This window comes from Streptomyces sp. NPDC017676 (assembly GCF_044329325.1).
In the GTDB taxonomy this organism is placed as follows: Bacteria; Actinomycetota; Actinomycetes; order Streptomycetales; family Streptomycetaceae; genus Streptomyces.
Genome location: NZ_JBIRJA010000011.1, coordinates 231,379 through 250,259, shown reverse-complemented (window position 1 = coordinate 250,259; position 18,881 = coordinate 231,379). Strand labels below are relative to the sequence as shown.

Genomic DNA, 18,881 nt, shown 5'->3' with positions numbered 1-18,881 from the left:
GTACCTCGGGTAAGACCGGCACACCGGCCGAGCAACACCGGCACGCCGGCCGACCAACACCGGCACACCGGCTGAACAGGACCAGCACGTCAGCCGAGCAGATCCGGTTCGCTGCGGCTGATGTCCTGCCACAGGGGCTGGTAGTTGATCCAGGCCACGAGGTCGCCGCCGAGCTGTTCGCGGGTGGCGACGGCGAGCTTGTGGTCGATGAGCACCGGGCGGCCCGCGGCCTTGGCCAGCAGCTGCACCTGGCAGGACCGGTCCAGGGAGAGGAACCACCAGGCCGCCGCGTCCACCGAGTCGCCGACGGTGAGCAGCCCGTGGTTGCGCAGCACCAGGGCCTTGCGGGAGCCGAGCGCGGTGGCGATCCGGCGGCCCTCCTGGGCGTCCACGGTGACGCCGGTGTAGGCGTCGTACAGGGCGAGGTCCTCGTAGAAGGCGCAGCTCTCCTGGGTGATGGGGTCGATGAGGTCCCCGAGGGCGGCGAGGGCGCGGCCGTGCACGGAGTGGCAGTGGGCGACGGCGACGACGTCGGGGCGGGCGGCGTGCACCTGGGCGTGCACGGTGAACGCGGCCTGGTTGACGTGGTAGCGGCCCTCGACGACCTGCCCGTCCTGGTTGACGAGGACGAGGTCGCCGACGGTGACGTGCTTGAACGGCATCCCGAAGGGGTTGACCCAGAAGCAGTCGGTGAACTCCGGGTCCCGGGCCGTGATGTGTCCCGACACCCCGTCCTCGAAACCCGCCCGCCCGAAGATCCGCAGGGCGCCCGCGAGCCGCTCCTTGCGGTGCCGGCGTTCGTCCTCGGCCGAGTCGTGCATCGGCGGCATGGCGAACCGCAGCCGGTCGGTGGGCAGCGGCAGGGGCGGCGTGGGCCCTTGCATGGATCCTCCCGTACGGGGATGGGCGGTACGGGCCGGAAGGTACCGCCGACGGGCGCGAAAGGGCAGAGCCGTGCTGTGAAGATGCCGCGCATACCGGACAGGAGATGTCGGGATTGCCGGTGAGACTGGCGCGCATGAACTGGGCAGCCTTCAGCACCGCCGTACCCGATCTGGCCAAGACCGCCGAGGAGCGCTTCGGCGCCCACCGGCACCATGTCCTCGCGACCCTCCGCAAGGACGGCTCGCCCCGCACCTGTGGGATCGAGGTCCGTTTCCTGGGCGGGGAGCTGTGGCTCGGCATGATGCCGGGCTCGGTGAAGGCCCTCGACCTGCGCCGCGACCCGCGGTTCGCCCTCCAGGCCAACCCGGGCGCGGGGACGGACATGGGCGGCGGCGACGTCCGGATCGGCGGGCGGGCGTACGAGGTGGAGGACGGCGGGGCCAGGGCCGCGTACGTGAAAGAGGTGGAACCGCCGCAGCCGTTCCACCTCTTCCGCACCGAGCTGACGGAGGTCGTACGGACCTACGTCGAGGACGACACGTATCTGGTCACCCAGGTCTGGAAGCCCGGAGAGCCGGTGCGCGCTCTCAAGCGGACCTAGGGAGGACTACTCCCACTCGATGGTGCCCGGCGGCTTGCTCGTCACGTCGAGGACGACCCGGTTGACGTCACGGACCTCGTTGGTGATGCGGGTGGAGATCTTCGCCAGCACGTCGTACGGCAGACGCGACCAGTCGGCCGTCATCGCGTCCTCGGAGGAGACCGGGCGCAGGACGATCGGGTGGCCGTAGGTGCGGCCGTCGCCCTGGACGCCCACGCTGCGGACGTCGGCGAGCAGGACCACCGGGCACTGCCAGATGTCACGGTCCAGGCCGGCCGCGGTCAGCTCCTCGCGGGCGATGGCGTCGGCCTCGCGCAGCAGGTCGAGGCGCTCCTTGGTGACCTCGCCGACGATGCGGATGCCGAGGCCCGGTCCCGGGAAGGGCTGGCGCTGGACGATCTCCGCCGGCAGGCCCAGCTCCTGGCCGACCATGCGGACCTCGTCCTTGAACAGCTTGCGCAGCGGCTCGATCAGCTTGAACTCAAGGTCCTCGGGCAGGCCGCCGACGTTGTGGTGCGACTTGATGTTCGCGGTGCCGGTGCCGCCGCCGGACTCCACCACGTCCGGGTAGAGGGTGCCCTGGACCAGGAACTCCACGGCCGGGCCCTCGTCGGCGATGATCTCGGCCTGCGCCTGCTCGAAGACGCGGATGAACTCGCGGCCGATGATCTTCCGCTTCTCCTCGGGGTCGCTGACCCCGGCGAGCGCCTTGAGGAAGCGCTCCTCGGCGTCGACGACCTTCAGCTGGACGCCGGTGGCCGCGACGAAGTCCTTCTCGACCTGCTCGGTCTCGCCCTTGCGCATCAGGCCGTGGTCGACGTACACACAGGTCAGCTGGGAGCCGATGGCCTTCTGGACGAGGGCGGCGGCGACGGCGGAGTCCACACCGCCGGACAGGCCGCAGATCGCGCGCTTGTCGCCGACCAGCTCGCGGATGGCCTCGACCTGCTCCTCGATCACGTTGCCGGTGGTCCAGTTCGGCTCCAGGCCGGCACCGCGGTACAGGAAGTGCTCCAGCACCTGCTGGCCGTGCGTGGAGTGCATGACCTCGGGGTGGTACTGGACGCCGTAGAGCCTCTTGTCGTCGTTCTCGAACGCGGCGACCGGGACGACGTCCGTGGAGGCGGTGACCGCGAAGCCCTCGGGGGCGGCGGAGCAGGCGTCGCCGTGCGACATCCACACGTGCTGCTCGGCCGGGGTGCCCTCGAAGAGGGTGGAGGAGTTCTTGGCGACGTGCAGGTCCGTACGGCCGTACTCGCGGGCGCCGGTGTTGTCGACCGTGCCGCCGAGGGCCTGCGCCATGAGCTGGAAGCCGTAGCACATGCCGAAGACGGGGACGCCGGCCTCGAAGATCTCACGGTCGAGGGTGGGGGCGCCCTCCTCGTACACGGACGAGGGGCCGCCGGAGAGAATGATCGCCGCGGGGTTCTTGGCGAGCATCTCGGCGACCGGCATGGTGCTCGGCACGATCTCGCTGTAGACCCGCGCCTCGCGGACGCGTCGGGCGATGAGCTGGGCGTACTGCGCGCCGAAGTCGACGACCAGGACGGTGTCGGGGGTGGCGGCAGACTGGGTCGCTGATGACACGGGGTGCCTTCTGGTGGTCGGGCGGGGGTCTGTGCTTCCGATTCTAACGGGGTGGCCGGGGGAGCTCCGAGGGAAGCCGCCGTGGCATACTGGCCACATGCGCGAGCACTCGACCTTCGTCTTTACCTATGGCATCCGGCCCGCCGGCTGCCATGGTCGTGCTGCTTGAGCTGACGCCAAGCGACTTCCCAGGCGCCCCGGGCCGACAAGGCCCGGGGCGCCTGTCGTTTCTCCGGGCCGTGTCGTTCGGGGGCGCTCATCCCAGCGAGGAGCCCCGACATGACCACCACCGCACCGGACACCGCACAGGACGCCACGCCTGAGGCGATCATCGCCGATGCCCGTGACCGCATCGACGCGCTCGACGACCGGATCATCGGGCTCGTCCAGGAACGGATGGCCGTCTCCGCCGTCGTCCAGCAGACCCGTATCGCCTCCGGCGGACGGCGGGTGCACCTGTCCCGCGAGATGGAGATCCTCGGCCGCTACCGGGACGCGCTCGGCAAGCCGGGCACCGCCCTCGCCATGACCCTGCTGGAGCTGAGCCGGGGTCGTATCTGAGTTCGGTCCCGCTCTCACCCGTACGGCGCGTGACCGGCCCGCGCACCGCTTCGTTGAGGGGGTGTCCGTGCCAGCCAGGGGCGGGCCCGAAAGAACCACGCGTGGCTCGCTGGAGCGATGAGGCGTACGGGTCGTGCCGTGCGCCGTGGGACCTCGCTCCAGGAAGTGACCGGACGGCAGGGGACAGCAGCCCGGTCACCCAAGAGAACGGCCGGCTCCGGGGACGCCCGGGGCCGGCCGGCGGAACACCGACAACCGCAGACGGTCCACAGGGCACAGGAACCAGCGGCGCAACCCCCCGGCGCCGCTCCCTGGCACCGGCGCCGCCCTGACGCCGGTGCTGACTGGAAGAAGGGCCCCGCGGCCTCTCCGTCCCGCGGGGCCCTTCGTCATGCCCACACCTCATGATGTGACTCAGGTCACACACAAATCCCGGTTCTCCTGCGCAACCCTTCACGCTTTTCGCTGATCAAACCTGCCGGATCAAGAAAACGCTGAGAGGGACCTGCCTTCGGAGGGGGATGCAGGTCCCTCTTCGCCGTTCCGGTCACTTCTTCGGCGGTACCGCCGGCATCCCCAGGAACGGCAGCCGCAGCGCGCCGAACGCGTCTGCCGGGACCGCCGGGGACTGCGGTTCCACCGGCTTCAGCCGCTCGTACGCCGCTCCGGGCGCCGGCCGGTGGTCCTCCTCACCCTTGTTCGGCCAGAACGACATCGCCCGCTCGGCCTGCGCGGTGATCGTCAGCGAGGGGTTCACTCCCAGGTTCGCCGAGACCGCGGCGCCGTCCACGACCGAGATGCCGGGGTGGCCGTGGAGCCGGTGGTACGGGTCGATGACGCCCGTCTCCGGGGAGTCGCCGATGGGGCAGCCGCCGAGGAAGTGGGCGGTGAGCGGGGTGCCCATCAGCTCGCCCACGTTGCTGCCGGCGAAGCCGTTGATCTCGGCGGCGAGCGCGGAGGCGGCCTCGGTCGCGGCCCTGATCTGCTTCGGGTTCGGCGCGCCGTGCCCCTGCCGCGCGGTGAGCAGGCCCCTGCCGACGCCGCCGGGCTTCAGGTACGTGGTCAGCGAGTTGTCCAGGGACTGCATGACCAGGCCGATGATGGTCCGCTCCGACCAGCGCCGGTTGGACAGGGAGCGGGCGACCAGCAGCGGGTGCCGGGCCGCGTTCGCCAGCCAGGCCAGGACGCGCGAGGAGCCCTCGGCGTACGGCACCTGGAGGATGGACAGGCCGCCCATCGAGTTGGAGCCCTTGCCGTACCGCACCGGTTCGATGTGGGTGTTCTCGTCGGGGTGGATCGAGGACGTGATGGCGACGCCCTGCGTGAAGTCGGCCCGTGGAGCGCCGGTGGCCCTGCGGTAGCGGCGGTTGTCGGTCTGCGCGCCGACCAGGGCCTCCGAGTTGGTGCGGGTCAGGTCGCCGAGCCGGGCGGACAGGTACGGCAGCTGGCCGCCGGCCTTCATGCGGTGCAGCAGGGTCTGGGTGCCGTAGGTGCCGGCCGCGAGGACCACCTTGCGGGCGGTGAAGAGCCGGCCCTCGCCCTTCTTCTTCCGGTCCGTCGGCAGGGTCGCCACCGCGTAGCCGCCGCGCGAGTCGTCCGTGACGGACACGACCGTCGTCATGGGGTGCACGACCGCGCCCGCCTTCTCGGCGAGGTACAGGTAGTTCTCGTTGAGGGTGTTCTTCGCGCCGTGCCGGCAGCCGGTCATGCACTCGCCGCACTCGGTGCAGGCCTTACGGTCGGGGCCGGCCCCGCCGAAGTACGGGTCGTTCACCTGCTCCCCGGGCCGGGCCTTCGCCCTGCCGTCGGCGTCCTTGCCGTCGCCGAAGAACACGCCCACCGGGGCGAGGTGGAAGGTGTCGCCGACGCCCATCCGCTCGGCCGCCGCCTTGAGGTGGACGTCGGAGGGGGTCATGGTGGGGTTGAGCCGCACGCCGAGCATGCGCTGGGCCTGGTCGTAGTACGGCTTCAGCTCCTCCTGCCAGTCGGTGATGTGCCGCCACTGGGGGTCCTCGAAGAAGGGCTTCGGCGGCACGTAGAGGGTGTTGGCGTAGTTGAGGGAACCGCCGCCGACGCCCGCGCCGGCCAGCACCATCACATTGCCCAGCAGATGGATGCGCTGGATGCCGAACATGCCGAGCTTCGGGGCCCAGAGGTAGTTCTTCAGGTCCCAGGAGTTCCTGGGCAGCGTGGCGCGGGTGAAGCGGCGTCCGGCTTCCAGCACCCCGACCTTGTACCCCTTCTCGGTGAGCCGGAGGGCGGACACCGAGCCGCCGAAGCCGGAGCCGACGATCAGGACGTCGTAGTCGTAGGCGTCATGCGGCACGTGTACTCCTCGTTGAGTTGCGGCTGCGGGGTCGTCCGTGGCTGGTCGCGCGGTTCCCCGCGCCCCGGGTGGGTCAGCGGAAGCGGAATGCCTTCATCAGCTTCAGGCTCGTGCTCATGAAGCGGGCGTAGGACTCGTCGTCCATCCCCAGCGAGGGCGCCATCGGCAGCAGCCGCTGCTGGGCGACGGTCTGGGCCTCCGTGTACTTGAGGATGCCCTCGGAGCCGTGGCGGCGGCCCAGGCCGGAGTCCTTCATGCCGCCCATCGGGGACTGGACGCTGCCGTAGGCGGGGGCGTAGCCCTCGTTGACGTTGACCGTGCCGGTGCGCAGGCGGGCGGCGACGTCCCGGCCGCGGCGCGCGTCGGTCGTCCACACGGAGGCGTTCAGGCCGTACGGCGTGGCGTTGGCGCGTTCGACGGCCTCGTCGTCGCTCTTGAACCGGTAGACCGAGACGACCGGGCCGAAGGTCTCCTCCTCGCAGACGGCCATGGAGGTCTCGACACCGTCGAGGATGGTGGGTTCGAAGAAGTAGGGGCCGACGTCGGGGCGGGCCACCCCGCCGGCGATCACCTTCGCGCCCTTGGCGACGGCCTCCTCGACGTGCCGCCGCACGGTCTCCAGCTGGCGTTCGCCGACCAGCGAGCCCATGTCGGCGCCGTAGGCGAGGGAGTTGCCGAGCCGCATGGCCCTGGTGCGGGCGGCGAACCGCTCCAGGAAGGCGTCGGCGACCGACTCGTGGACGTAGAGCCGCTCGATGGAGATGCACAGCTGGCCGGCGGAGGAGAAGCAGGCGCGGACGGCTCCGGCGGCGGCCTTCTCGATGTCGGCGTCCTCCAGCACCAGCATGGCGTTCTTGCCGCCGAGTTCGAGGGAGACGCCGACCAGGCGGGAGGCGGCGCCGACGGCGACCTCGCGGCCGGTGCGGGTGGAGCCGGTGAAGGAGACGTAGTCGGCGTGCTTGACCAGCTCCGGGCCGACGACCGGGCCCTCGCCGAGGACCACCTGGAAGACGCCCTCCGGCAGCCCGGCCTCGATCAGCAGGTCACGGGCCCACAGCGCGGTGAGGCAGGTCTCCGTGTCCGGCTTCATCACGACGGCGTTGCCGGCGGCGAAGGCGGGCAGGGCGTCGCCGACGGACAGCTCCAGCGGGTAGTTCCAGGGGGCGATCTGGCCCACCACCCCGCGCGGGTGGCGCAGTTCGATGACCTTGGTCAGCGTCGGCATGGCGCCCGCGTGCCGCTTGGGCTTCAGGTACGCGGCGGCCCGGCGGCCGTAGTGGCGGGCCGCGACGGCGACGGCCTGCACCTCCTCGTGCGCGTGCAGGCGGGCCTTGCCGGTCTCCAGTTGGATCAGGTCGAGGACCTCGGCCTGCCGCTCCAGCACCAGGTCGTGGAAGCGGAGCAGGACGGCGGCCCGCTGCCGGACCGGGACCCTCGCCCACACGGCCTGGGCGGCGCGGGCCGCGTCGAAGGCCTCGGCGACGTCCTGCGGGGTGGACTCGGGCAGGTCGGCCAGTTTCTCGCCGGTGAACGGGGTGTGGTTGGCGGTGCGGCCTGAGCCGACGACGCCCTTCGTGAGCTGGGCCACCAACTCCGGGGTGACCACGTCGGCTGCGGTGCGGGCGCCCTCGGGCGCGGGCGCGAGCGGGTTGGTACCGGCGATGTCCGGGGCCTGCGTGTCCGTCATGACGCGCAGGGTATGCCGCGGCGGAGGCTTTGTGTACCCGTCGGTAACGCGGATTCACCGAGTGCTCACACACTGCCAGTGATCACTGGCAGTGAATGCGCTGATCAGGGCGTTGGGGCGGAGCACCGCACGATCAGTCGGCCTCTGTCCTTCTCGCGAGGAGGAGACCGAGGGCGGCGAGGGGGGTACGGCGGGTCGGGGGGTCGGGGGCCGGATCGGGGGTCGGGGCGGTGTCGCGGGTCGGGGCGGTGTCGCGGGTCGGGGCGGGGTCGGGGGCCGGTGCGGGGTCGGGGGCCGGTGCGGGGTCGGGGGCCGGTGCGGGGTCGGGGGCAAAGGCGGCGCCAGGGGCCTGGGCGGCTGCGCCAGGGGCCTGTGTGGCGCCGGGGGCGGGGGCGGCGGCCGGCGGGCCGGGTTCCCGCGCCGTTTCCGGTACGGCGGTGAGGCCCAGACAGTCGCGGAGTGCGGCCTCGACCTCCGCCGCGTCCGGCCGCGCCGCCGGCTCCTCGGCGTGCAGCCGGTCCAGCAGCGGGCCCAGCGCGCCGGGGTCCGTGTCACCCAGGGTGGCGCGGAGCAGGGCGCCCAGGGACCACAGGTCGGAGGCCGGGCCGGCGCCGGGCCCCGCCGCCCGCTCGGGCGCGACGAAGCCGGCGGGCGCCTCCTCCGCGTGCCCGTCGCCGATGCCGAAGTCGGTCAGGACGACCCGCCCGGTCCCGGACTCCAGCAGCACGTTGGCCGGTTTCAGGTCCCGGTGCACGATCCCGACGGCGTGCGCGGCACGCAGCGCGCCGAGCACGGCGAGCCCGATGCGCGCCGCCTCTTCGGCGGGGAGCGGGCCACGGCGCAGCACCTCGCGCAGGGACTCGCCGGCCACCAACTCCATGACGATCCAAGGGATGCCGTCCTCGGTGACGACGTCGTACACCGTCACGGCCGAGGGGTGCCGCACCCGGGTGGCGGCGCGGGCCTCGTGGTGGAGCCGGTGCGCGATGCGCCGGCTGTCCTCGTCGGCGGCCGGATCGCCGGGCAGCAGGGGCTCCTTGACGGCGACCAGCGCCTCCCCCTGTTCGTCCCGGGCGCGCCACACGGTTCCGGACGGCCCGGAGCCGAGGCGCCCGGCCAGCCGGTAACGACCGCCGATCAGGCGTGCGTCGGGCGGGTGTTCGCCGTCTTCGGTCATGTCACATCAGTACCGTGCGCACCACACCGTTGTCGAAGCGGGAGGTCGGAAGCGGGGCCGGGGAACGCCGACGGGCGGTCACGCGGCCCACCGGTGCAGGCTGAAGCCGTGCGCGGCCTCGCGCACCTCCACCGCCCCGGCCCCGCCGAAGTGCGCCGGCACCGCCAACGCCCGCTGCTCGGCAGCCCGTTGCAGTACCCGCTGCCGGGTGCGCGCCGCCTGCACCGGGTCGAGGCAGAAGCAGCTGCTGCACTCGGGCCGCGGGATCCGCACCGGGCTGTGCAGCAGGTCGCCGGCAGCCCGTACGCCCTCTCGCACGCCTTCAGCCGGGAGTTCGGGATCACACCGAGCGCGTACCGGGCGCTCAGGGCTTCCTGATCTCCAGGTGGGCGGCCGCCGCCTCGCGCCGGGCAGCGGGGCACCGCGAGGGCGAACCGGGAACACACCCGTGACCGAGTAGAAGGCACACACCCGTGACCGAGCACGAGTCACACACCCGTGGCCGAGAACGTGTCGACCGCCACGTCGAAGTACTCCCGCGCCTCCCGCACCTGACCGACCGGCGCCGACACCCACACGTCGTAGAGCCGGCCGTTCTCCTCCCAGCACAGGTCGTAGGTGTGGCGCGGGCCCTCCGCCGCGCTGAAGCCGTCCCAGGTGAACTCCCAGAGCGCGGCCGGGTGTCCGTGGTGCGTGGTCCGGATGACCCGGCCGTCGTGGTAGCCGGGGTTGGTGGAGGGGCCGTCGGCGGCGGAGCGGTTCATCGCCGCCTCGGGGCCGCCCGGCTGGGGCCCACCCACCCGGATGCCCAGGCGGAAGGTACCGCCCGGCGAGAGGTAGAAGACGCGTGGCCCCTCAGGGCTGCGGGTGAAGTCCTCCGGTACGGCGAGGGAGAAGCCGGCCGGGTCCCGGGCCGTGCGGTACCCGGAGGGGGCGGTGCGCGAACCGGCGTCGGGAGCGCGCGAGGGGGTGTGGGGCGGTGCCGGCCCGGTCCCGGTCGGCGACGGGGAGACGGCCGTACCTCCCGTGCCTCTCCCGGTCGGTGCCGGGGACACGTCCGTGCCGCCGGTGCCGGTCCTGGTCGACGGGCTCGTCGCGGTACCGCCCGGGGTGCCGCCGCCCCCGCCCCCCTCCCCGTTCCCGTGCAGCAGCAGCGCCGCGGCCGACACGCCGGCTCCGGCCAGCGCGGCGACGAGCAGGGCCGCGACCAGCAGGCCGCGCGGGGAGGGACGCGCCGGGGGCGGTTCGAGCGGCGGCCGGACCGGGCCGGCCGGCAGCGGTCCGCCGTGGGGGCCGTCCCACTGCGTCGGCGTGTGTGGTGCCGGGGACTTCGGCGTGAGGCTCCCGCCGATCCGGTGGATGAGCCCGCCGCCGTGCGCTCCCGCCGTGCCCGGGTCGCCCGGCGCGGGCGGCGTCCGGCCGGTCTCCAGATACGTCCACAGCATCCGCTCGGCATCCGCCGCGCCCAGCCGCCGGTCCGGGTCGCGCTCCAGCAGCCCCAGGACGACCGGCAGCAGCGGCTCGGCCTCGGCCGGCGGGCGGATGTCGTCGGAGACGACGGCGTGCAGGATGCCGCCGAGCGAGTCGCGCCGGAACGGCGACTCGCCGCTGAGCACCGTGCACAGCAGCGCGCCCAGCGACCACAGATCGGACTCCGGCCCGGTGCGCAGCCCGGACATCCGCTCCGGCGCGGTGTACTCGGGCGAGCCGACGAACGAGCCGGTCTCGGTGAGCGTGGTGGCGCCCTCGACCTGCGCGATGCCGAAGTCGGTGAGGACGACCCGGTCGGTACCCGACTCGATCAGCACGTTCGCGGGCTTGATGTCCCGGTGCAGCACCCCCGCCTCGTGCGCGGTGCGCACCGCGCTCAGCAGGGCGATGCCGATCCGCGCGGCCTCGAAGGCGTCGACCGGACCGTGCCGGTCGATCCGGTCGGCGAGCGAACCGCCGTCGATCAACTCCATGACCAGGTACGGCCGTTCGTCCTGCTCCACCACGTCGTGCACGACGATGATGTGCGGGTGCCGTAACTGGCAGACGGCGCGCGCCTCGCGGAGCGTACGGTCACGGCGGCGACGCGCGTCGTCGTCCGGGAGCGCGTCGTCGGGCAGGAGTTCCTTGACCGCCACCTGACGGCCCAGCACCTGGTCGCTCGCCCGCCACACGACGCCCATGCCGCCGCGCCCGATGCGTTCCTCCAGGCGGTAACGGCCCGCGATCAGCCGGAAGCCGGCTCCCTCGGTCCCCATGCGCCCATCATGCCGCACGGGACCCGCGCCCCCCGGGACACCGACCGGCCAAGACACACCGGTCAGCCTGCCATTTTCGGCCGACTCGGCGACCGCTGACGCCGGATCAGCCCCCGGCCGGCTGCTGCCAGCCGCGCAGCACCCAGGTGAACTGCTCGCTGGTCGTGGCCCAGTCCTCGGCCGGCGAGGACATGTAGAGGGCGTACTCGGTGCCCTGGCGCGAGAAGTACGTCTCCTCGACCGCGTGGCGCGGCCCGGGGACGTACGGCGGGTCCTTCTTCAGCGCGGTCCAGGTGTACTCCCACCGGGCACCCTTGCGGTCGCGGTAGATGTTCTCCTTCATCGTGACGCGCCGGTAGTCGACCAGCCGCTGGAGCTGCTGCTCCAGGTCCTGCTGGTGGGAGAGGGGGTCGGCGAAGTCCGGTGAGCCGTCGATGGCGATGCGGACGAAGTGCTTGCCGTTGTCGGGCGTGTAGTCGATCTGCTTGAGGTCGCCCTGGATGCCGTACACCTCGCGCTTCCAGCCCTTGGGCAGGGAGAGGCTGAAGCCCAGCGGGTCGTGGTACGTCCTCCAGCCGGCGGGGATCGTGCCGTCGGCGCCGGCCGTCTCGCTGTCGGCGGGCGCCGGGCTCACATCACCACTGGCTCCGGAGGTCCGCCCGCCCCAGTGCTGGATCGCCACCGCCCCGGCACCGCCGAGCACCGCGGCCAAGGCGACGACCAGCGCGAGGGTGCGCAGCCGCCGGCGGGGCCGGGCGGGCCCCGGCCCGCGGACCGTGAACGCGCCGACGGAACCCGGGTCGTGTCCGGGCGCGGGGGATCCGGGTTCGTACGGGGAGGTGGCGGGTCCGGAACCGTAAGGGCCCGTCGGGCCTCCGGAGCGGTAGCCCTGGCCGGAGGAGTTCGATCCGTAGCGCCGGCCGGAGGAGTTCGGCCCGTAACCCTCGCCGGGAGAGTTCGGCCCGTATCCCTCGCCCGACGTGCCGGAGCCGTAGCCGGTGGCCGACGTCCCGGAGCCGTAGCCGGTGGCCGACGCGCCCGGACCGTACCCGGGAGCCGACGTGCCGGAGCCGTAGCCGGTGGCCGACGTCCCGGAGCCGTAGCCTCCGCCCGTCGTGTCGCCGCCGTGGCCGGACCGGGGTGTGCCCGGGGCCGGGCCCTGGTGGCGGTCGGTGGCCGCGGGGAGGCCCGAGCCCTGCGTCGGGACGAACGCCTGGGCCGTGCGCGGTCGGCGGCCCTCCGCCGCCTCGGCGAGCATCTGCTCGGCCTCCTCCGCGCCCGGCCGCCGGGCCGGGTCCTTGCGCAGGAGCGCGGCGATGACCGGGGTGAGTGGACCGGCGTGGCGCGGCTCGTCCGCCTCCTCCTCGACGACCGCCTGCATGGTGCTCAGTGGGGAGGTCCGCCGGAACGGCGAGCGCCCCTCGACGGCCGTGTACAGCGTGGCGCCGAGCGCCCACAGGTCGGAGGCCGGGCCGGGGTCGTGGCCGCGCACCCGCTCCGGGGCCAGGTAGTCGACCGAGCCGACGACCTCTCCGGTGCGGGTGATGGTGGTGTCGCCCTCGATCTGGGCGATGCCGAAGTCGGTGAGCAGGACCCGGCCGTCCGCACCGAGGAGGACGTTGCCGGGCTTGACGTCCCGGTGCAGCACCCCGGCGGAGTGCGCGGCGCGCAGCGCCCGCAGCACCCACAGCCCGATCCGCGCGGTCTCCGCCGGCTCCACGCGGCCCCGCTCCTTGACCGTGTCGGCCAGCGAGGCGCCCTCGACCAGCTCCATCACGATCCACGGGCGGCCGTCGTGTTCCAGGACGTCGTGCACGGTGACGACGGCGGAGTGGTTGATGCGTGCGGCGGCCCGGGCCTCGGCCCGGGTCCGGGCGAGCAACACGCCCCGGTCGCTGTCGGAGACGTAGAGCGCGGCGGTCAACTCCTTGACGGCGACCTTCCGGTGCAGCACCTCGTCGTGGGCGCGCCACACCCGGCCCATGCCGCCGCTGCCGATGGAGTCGGCGAGCCGGTAGCGGCCCGCTATGAGCAGGCCCTGCATCTGATTCACGTTGCCCCGCAATGCTCTTGACAGGGTCAGACTAAGGACCGGCCTGCCCCCAGGGAACCAGCGGGGTCCCACGGAAACCGCACTGTGACGATGGTCATTTCCGCGCGAGACAGGGAACCGGACCGGCCCCGCCCGGCCCCGGACACACGCTGCTCAACCGGTGTAGCGATACGTCGCGGTAGCTTGCTCGTACAACCGCGTCACCTCGTCGCGCTCCGCCTCCGGACCCCGCACCTGGACGACGTGGTAACGGCCGTTCAGCAACAGCGCCATGTTCCGCACGAACAGGTCCCGGCCCTGCCCGTCGGTCCAGGTGAACTGCCCCTCGGCCATGGTCCGTCCGCCCACCTCGGTGGTCCGCAGCCCGGTGGCCGTCGCCCAGCTGGAGTCGCGGTACGGCTGGAGTTCGCGCTCCTTGTCCCGCTGATAGACCATCGGATCGCTGCCGTACGCGGACGTGCCGTCCCGTCCCGGTACGACGATCAGCTCGAAGTTCCCGTGTGCGTAGACCACCTGGCCGCTGCCGTTCTTCGGGGTGCGCGCCCAGCCCTTGGCGACGGCGACCTGGAAGCCGTCCGGGTCCTTGCGGAGGGTGAACCCGTCGGGGACGGCGGGGTCACCGCCCGTCTGTGTCTCGGTCGCGGGCGCGGAGGCGGAGGCGTCACCGCCCGGCGCGCTCTGCCCGGTGGAGGGCTGCGGGGTGTGCGAGGGCGCGGGGCCGGTCCGCCCGGCGCTTCCGGTACGGTCGCCGCCCGCCGTGCCGCTCTCGCCCTGTTTCGGCATGAAGAGCATCGCGTAGGCGATCGCGCCGGCCAGCAGGAGCAGAATCAGCAGGAGCAGGGTCCGGCCGAGGCTGCGCGGCGAACCCTCGCCGTCCCGGGCCCGCTTGTGCCGGCCGTGCGGATGGGCCGCGGGCAGTCCGGCGCGCCGCCGGCGCACCAGCTCGCCACGGCGCCGGACGATCGGCAGCCGGCTCGGGTCGGCGGGCGGCGTGGGGACGACACGGGTGCCCGCGTCGGGCTCGGGCGCGGACCGCACCAGCGACCGCAGCCAGCCGCTCAGCTCCTCGACGTCAGGCCGCTCGGTGGGGTCCTGGCGCAGCAACGACTCCACCACCGGCCGCAGCGGCCCGCACTCCTCGGCGAAGGCGGGCGGCTCGGCGCACACCAGCTGCACGAGCTCGGCCGTGGACTCCTCCGGGTACGGCGCGTGCCCCTGCACGGCCCGGAACAGCAGCGCGCCCAGCGCCCACAGATCGGTGGCCGGGCCGATCGGCGCCGCGAGCTGCCAGTTCTCGTGCACGGGCCCGGCCTGCTCCGGTGCCCAGCGCTCGGTCACCGGCCCCACCACGGTCATCCGCACCTGCCGCGCCCGCTCGGCGGCCAGCGCGGTCCCGGGCCCACGCCGCACGGCCCCGGGCCGATCCCAGCCACCGCCCGCCGACACCGAGAGACCGGCGCCGGAGGCGGCTACGGGGGCACCGGGTACGGGGCCGGTGCCGGATGCCGGGGCGGGTGCGAGTTCGGAGTACGGCGGGGTGGCGCCCGGGTGGCCGGCCCCGGACACCCCTCGCGCCTGTCGGCCCCGCTCACCACCCGGCGCCGGCGCACGCCCCGGGTCGTACCCCTGGCCGGGCGCCGGCGCCTGCCGCCCGGCCCCGTACCCCTGACCCGGCACGGACGCCTGCCCGGTGCCGGGGTCCGCCGCCGGCAGGCCCGGTCGTGGGGCCCCGCCGTCCAGGGTCGGGGGTGTGCCGCCGGAGCCGGGGCGCGGTGCGGCACCGTGCCAGGGGGCGCCGCGTACCCCGTAGGGGTCGGCTATCCGGCCGGGTGGCGCCGTGGTGCCGGTGCCCTCGCCGGAGGGGTACGAGGGTGCCGCGCCGGTGTCGTCGTCGGCGGGTGGCCGCGCGGCCGGCAGGGCGGCGCGTTCGCCCTGCTGGGCCTCGTGCACCCGGGCGGCGGCCCGGGCGCCCGCCCGGTACGCGGCGATGGCCCCGGCCCGGGCGGCCCGGATGTCGGCACCGCTCTCCAGAGCGGGCTGACCGACCGCGCCGGAAGCGCCGTTCGCCCCCGGCGCCGGGAACGCTCCGGCCGCCCGTGCCTGGATGGCGGCCCGCCGCGCTGCCTCGGGATCCATGTCCGCGGCCCGCCGCGCTGCCTCGGGGTCGACGTCCGCGGCCGGCCCTCCGCCCACCTCGCCCGTACGGCCCCCGGAACCGGCGGAGACCTCGCCGGCTCCCGTGCCGTGACCGACGGCCATGGTTCCGCCGCCGAGGGGGCCCGGCTCGGCGCCGAACCCCTCCCCCGTGTCGCCGTCCTGGCCCTCGGGAGCCGGCACCGGGTCGTATCCGCACAGCGCCTCCTCGGCCGCGCCGGCCGCGAGGCCCGTCAGCATCACGCGGCCGTCGTCGCAGACGAGGACCGTACGGACGGTGATGTTGCGGTGCACCCAGCCATGGGCGTGCAGCACCCGGAGCGCCATGAGCACGTCGGAGGCGACCTCGGCCGCCCGGTACGGCGTCAGCGGCCTCTCGGCGAGCAGGGCGGCCAGCGGACGCGCGTTCACCAGCTCGCTGACGATCCACAGGGACCCGCCCTCGGCGAACACGTCGAAGACCTGGTCCAGCCGGGGGTGGTCGGGGATGCCGGCCGCCGCCTGCGCGGCCTCGACGGCGCGCCGCACCGCCGGATCGGCGGGCTGCCGGGTGGCGGTCCTCGCCTCCGGTGCCCGGCGGGACGCACGCTCCCGTGCGGTGAACCCGGCGGGCAGCCCCTCCGCGTCGAGCACCTCGGCCTCGACGACCTCCGGCAACGGCACCTGCCGGACGAGGACTTCCTGACCGCTGTAGGTGTCGAAGGCGCGGGTCTCGGTGAGTTCGTACTCGTCGGACGGCGGCAGCGGCAGGCGGTAGCGGTCGGCGAGCACCCGACCCGCGTAGTCGTCCACTTTGCCTCCCCCGGCCGCCCGGTTGGTCACATCCGTTCGCCTCACGACCCGTTTCGCACACGCATGCGGCCGCGTACGGTCCCCGACCCTTCACGATACGTGCCGGAGGCAACCCGCATTGAGAGGATGACGGATTCTCACGAACGAAACCGGAGCACGGCGCCTACGACTTGGGTTCGAAGGACCTCGTCAACGTCTTCCAGGTGTCCTTGCGCAGTTCGCCGTGCCAGTCGGCGTCCTTGGCGGTGTACATCAGCGCGTAGCCGAGGTGGTCGTTCACCACGAAACCCCGGTCGATCGTGCGGTACTCGGTGCCGCCCTCGACGTACGTGAACTCCCAGTCGGCGGTGTTCCAGCCACGGTAGCCCACCTCCTCGATGCGGATCCGGTGGTACTGGGAGCGCACCATGTACCGCTCCTGGTTCTTCCAGTCCGCCACCGGGTCGTCCTTGGGCGTGCCGGTCCAGGCGACGAGCAGCTTCTGTCCGTCGGGTCCGGTGTAGCGGTCACCCGCGGCCCCGCTGGACCGGTACTTCCACCCCTTGGGCAGCCCGATCGAGTACCCCTGGCCACCCTTGCGGGTGGAGACCACCGGAGCGCTCCCGCCGTCCTTCGAGCCGGAGGAGCCGGACCCGTCGGCGGAGTCGGAGTCGGTGTCCGAGCCGGTGCCGGTGGACCGGCCCGCCCCGGCGTCCGTCGTCGGACCGGTGGTGGCGGAGGCCGAACTCGCCCCGTCCGTCCGGGTCCCGTCGTCGGTGCCGCCTCCCGTGCCCTTGTCCTGCTTGGCGGACGCGTCGGCACTGGGCGCGGCCTCGGCCCGGCCGCTCTTGTCGTCCTTGCCGTCGTCGCCGTTCAGGGCGAAGGCCAGCACGGTCCCGAGCACCGCGAGCACGACCACCACGGCGATGATCAGCAGCGTGCGCTTCGGCACCACATCGGTCAGCGGCGCCCTCGGCACCGGCCGCGTCGGCAGGTCCAGGTCCGGCGGCGGCACCACGGGCCAGCCGGAACCCTGCCTGTTCGCGCTGGAGTTCGGCACACCGGCGGCACCCGACGCCGGACCGCCCGGCCGTGCCGCGGGCACAGCCCCCGGCCCACCGGACACGCCGGGGCGCGCCCCGGGAACCACGCCTCCAGCGCCCCCGGCGCCCACCGCGCCGCCCGTCCCCGGCGCGGACGGCTCGCTCCCGCCCTTGGTCCGCGCGGTCGCCGCCGACGTGGCCGCCCCGGCCGCCTTGCGGACCGACCGCAGGGCGCCGCGCAGCTTCTCGCCGCCCTCCTCGCCCCGCTTGTCCCCGGGCCCACCGGACTGCGCCGGCAGCGGAACCACCTGCGTGGCGTCCAACGGCTTGGGCTCGGGCGCCTGGATCACGGCGTTGAGCATGGCCCGGGCCCCGGCGTCGTCCAGCCGCTTGGCCGGGTCCTTGGTCAGCAGGCCGTAGATGACGTCCCGCAGCGGTCCGGCGTTCTTCGGCTCCTCCAGGGACTCGGTCATCACCGCGGTGAGCGTGGCGATCGCCGAGCCCTTGTCGTAGGGCGGGGTGCCTTCGACCGCCGCGTACAGCAGGCCGCCGAGCGACCAGAGGTCGGCCGCCGGTCCGGGCTTGTGGCCACGGGCCCGCTCCGGGGAGATGTAGGAGGGGGCGCCGACGAGCATGCCGGTCGAGGTGATGGACGGGTCGCCCTCGACCTGCGCGATACCGAAGTCGGTGAGCACGACCCGGCCGTCCTCGGCGATGAGGACGTTGGACGGCTTCACGTCCCGGTGCAGGATGCCCTCCCGGTGCGCGGAGCGCAGCACGTCGAGGACGGCGAGCCCCACTTCGGCGGCGCGCTTCGGCTCCAGCACGCCGTCCTCGCGGATGACCTCGGCGAGGGACTTGCCCTCGACCAGCTCCATGACGATCCAGGGCCGGTCGTCCTCGTCGACCACGTCGAAGACCGTCACCGCGCTGTTGTTGCGGATCCGTGCGATCGCCTTGGCCTCGCGCAGGGTGCGCGTGATCAGGCGCCGCTTCTCCTCCTCGTCGATGTTCGACGGGAACCGCAGCTCCTTGACGGCGACCGTCCGGCCCAGGGTCTCGTCCTCGGCGCGCCAGACCGTGCCCATACCGCCACGGCCCAGCACGTCTCCCAGCCGGTACCGCCCCGCGAGGAGACGCCGCTCGTTCTTGTCCTGACGAGTCTCCTGACGAGATGTACCCGCCCGCTCCGCCTCCGACATGCGTCCCCTCATACAACCCGCCCTGACAGAGCCTCCATTGTCTCTCACCCGACAAGTGGCCGACGCCCAGGGTGCCCCTGGACCGGGCCCGCCCCCGCCACCCCGGAAGCCCGCCTGAAGCACGCATTCCGCCTACCGGGACGATGGGCCGTAAGAAGGGAGGAACCGGCAGGCCGACGCATCGGACAGTCCTGTCCATACCGATGCCCCTCGCGCTGCCGCTCGCCCCCTGGCATCGCCCGCGCCGACTCAAGCCATCCGTGACGCCGTGCCTCTGACTCCGCTTCAGGCCCTGCGCATCGCTCTCACCCTCCCCCCGGCCCGTCAGGGCCACCACTCCTGCTCCAGCACCCGCTAAAACGTCCTGCTCGGCCTGGTCGTCCGCCAGGTCGCCGGCAGCACCCGGTGTGGGGGCACGACGGCCGCACATCCGGGAGCCACGTGCGCGGCGCAGCCACCGCCGACGGCCGCCGTGTCCTCACCTTCCGGGTGAACACGGACGCGATCGCAGACCCGTGCCCCGAACCCGCGCTGCTCTCCGCCGAGTTCTCCCCTCGCATCCAGTAGAACGGCCGGGATTCGAGC

The 18,881-nt window shown here is 73.5% G+C and carries 12 protein-coding genes and 1 pseudogene; 3 read left to right on the top strand and 10 right to left on the bottom strand.

Annotated elements, in window-relative coordinates; all coding sequences use genetic code 11:
- Positions 1 to 89: 89 nt before the first annotated feature.
- Positions 90 to 884, bottom strand: a complete 795-nt coding sequence (locus ACH4LD_RS25265) for a class II aldolase/adducin family protein (RefSeq protein WP_132786865.1) — start codon at positions 882 to 884, stop codon at positions 90 to 92.
- A gap of 134 nt (positions 885 to 1,018) precedes the next feature.
- Between ACH4LD_RS25265 and ACH4LD_RS25260 the strand changes: the two genes are divergently transcribed.
- Complete coding sequence (locus ACH4LD_RS25260) at positions 1,019 to 1,486, top strand: pyridoxamine 5'-phosphate oxidase family protein (protein WP_398056464.1); 468 nt, start codon at positions 1,019 to 1,021, stop codon at positions 1,484 to 1,486.
- A gap of 6 nt (positions 1,487 to 1,492) precedes the next feature.
- Here the strand turns inward: ACH4LD_RS25260 and guaA are convergent, their stop codons facing one another.
- Positions 1,493 to 3,073 (bottom strand): glutamine-hydrolyzing GMP synthase, encoded by a 1,581-nt coding sequence (gene guaA / locus ACH4LD_RS25255; RefSeq protein ID WP_132786869.1) that lies wholly within the window; start codon positions 3,071 to 3,073, stop codon positions 1,493 to 1,495.
- A 279-nt stretch (positions 3,074 to 3,352) separates the two neighbouring features.
- On the opposite strand from guaA, the gene ACH4LD_RS25250 reads away from it, so the two are divergent.
- Positions 3,353 to 3,634, top strand: a complete 282-nt coding sequence (locus tag ACH4LD_RS25250) for a chorismate mutase (RefSeq protein ID WP_132786871.1) — start codon at positions 3,353 to 3,355, stop codon at positions 3,632 to 3,634.
- 547 nt (positions 3,635 to 4,181) lie between these two features.
- Here the strand turns inward: ACH4LD_RS25250 and ACH4LD_RS25245 are convergent.
- From ACH4LD_RS25245 to ACH4LD_RS25210, 8 genes are all read right to left on the bottom strand, one after another.
- A complete protein-coding gene (locus tag ACH4LD_RS25245; protein WP_398056465.1) occupies positions 4,182 to 5,960 on the bottom strand; it encodes a GMC oxidoreductase in 1,779 nt (592 codons plus the stop codon).
- Positions 5,961 to 6,033: 73 nt separating this feature from the next.
- On the bottom strand, positions 6,034 to 7,647 hold the full coding sequence (locus tag ACH4LD_RS25240) for a succinic semialdehyde dehydrogenase (RefSeq protein ID WP_398056466.1): 1,614 nt from the start codon (positions 7,645 to 7,647) through the stop codon (positions 6,034 to 6,036).
- A 133-nt stretch (positions 7,648 to 7,780) separates the two neighbouring features.
- Positions 7,781 to 8,824, bottom strand: a complete 1,044-nt coding sequence (locus tag ACH4LD_RS25235) for a serine/threonine-protein kinase (protein ID WP_398106188.1) — start codon at positions 8,822 to 8,824, stop codon at positions 7,781 to 7,783.
- Positions 8,825 to 8,902: 78 nt separating this feature from the next.
- A complete protein-coding gene (locus tag ACH4LD_RS25230) occupies positions 8,903 to 9,142 on the bottom strand; it encodes a hypothetical protein (RefSeq protein ID WP_398056468.1) in 240 nt (79 codons plus the stop codon).
- A gap of 170 nt (positions 9,143 to 9,312) precedes the next feature.
- Positions 9,313 to 11,073, bottom strand: coding sequence for a protein kinase (locus ACH4LD_RS25225; RefSeq protein ID WP_398056469.1), 1,761 nt, complete (start codon positions 11,071 to 11,073; stop codon positions 9,313 to 9,315).
- A gap of 106 nt (positions 11,074 to 11,179) precedes the next feature.
- A complete protein-coding gene (locus ACH4LD_RS25220) occupies positions 11,180 to 13,117 on the bottom strand; it encodes a protein kinase (RefSeq protein ID WP_398056470.1) in 1,938 nt (645 codons plus the stop codon).
- Between the two features lie 162 nt (positions 13,118 to 13,279).
- Positions 13,280 to 16,072 carry a protein kinase gene (locus ACH4LD_RS25215; protein WP_398056471.1) on the bottom strand — a complete coding sequence of 931 codons (2,793 nt, stop codon included), beginning with the start codon at positions 16,070 to 16,072 and terminating at the stop codon, positions 13,280 to 13,282.
- A gap of 163 nt (positions 16,073 to 16,235) precedes the next feature.
- A complete protein-coding gene (locus ACH4LD_RS25210; RefSeq protein WP_398056472.1) occupies positions 16,236 to 18,296 on the bottom strand; it encodes a protein kinase in 2,061 nt (686 codons plus the stop codon).
- A 405-nt stretch (positions 18,297 to 18,701) separates the two neighbouring features.
- On the opposite strand from ACH4LD_RS25210, the pseudogene ACH4LD_RS25205 reads away from it, so the two are divergent.
- Positions 18,702 to 18,863, top strand: a pseudogene (locus ACH4LD_RS25205) (serine hydrolase); the annotation flags it as partial.
- Positions 18,864 to 18,881 lie beyond the last annotated feature (18 nt).

Excerpts from the sequence above, each read along its gene's own strand:
- ACH4LD_RS25260 (WP_398056464.1), top strand. The coding sequence starts at position 1,019 with ATGAACTGGGCAGCCTTCAGCACCGCCGTACCCGATCTGGCCAAGACC.
- ACH4LD_RS25235 (WP_398106188.1), bottom strand. The coding sequence starts at position 8,824 with ATGACCGAAGACGGCGAACACCCGCCCGACGCACGCCTGATCGGCGGT.
- ACH4LD_RS25240 (WP_398056466.1), bottom strand. The coding sequence starts at position 7,647 with ATGACGGACACGCAGGCCCCGGACATCGCCGGTACCAACCCGCTCGCG.
- ACH4LD_RS25210 (WP_398056472.1), bottom strand. The coding sequence starts at position 18,296 with ATGTCGGAGGCGGAGCGGGCGGGTACATCTCGTCAGGAGACTCGTCAG.
- ACH4LD_RS25250 (WP_132786871.1), top strand. The coding sequence starts at position 3,353 with ATGACCACCACCGCACCGGACACCGCACAGGACGCCACGCCTGAGGCG.
- ACH4LD_RS25225 (WP_398056469.1), bottom strand. The coding sequence starts at position 11,073 with ATGGGGACCGAGGGAGCCGGCTTCCGGCTGATCGCGGGCCGTTACCGC.
- ACH4LD_RS25265 (WP_132786865.1), bottom strand. The coding sequence starts at position 884 with ATGCAAGGGCCCACGCCGCCCCTGCCGCTGCCCACCGACCGGCTGCGG.
- ACH4LD_RS25220 (WP_398056470.1), bottom strand. The coding sequence starts at position 13,117 with ATGCAGGGCCTGCTCATAGCGGGCCGCTACCGGCTCGCCGACTCCATC.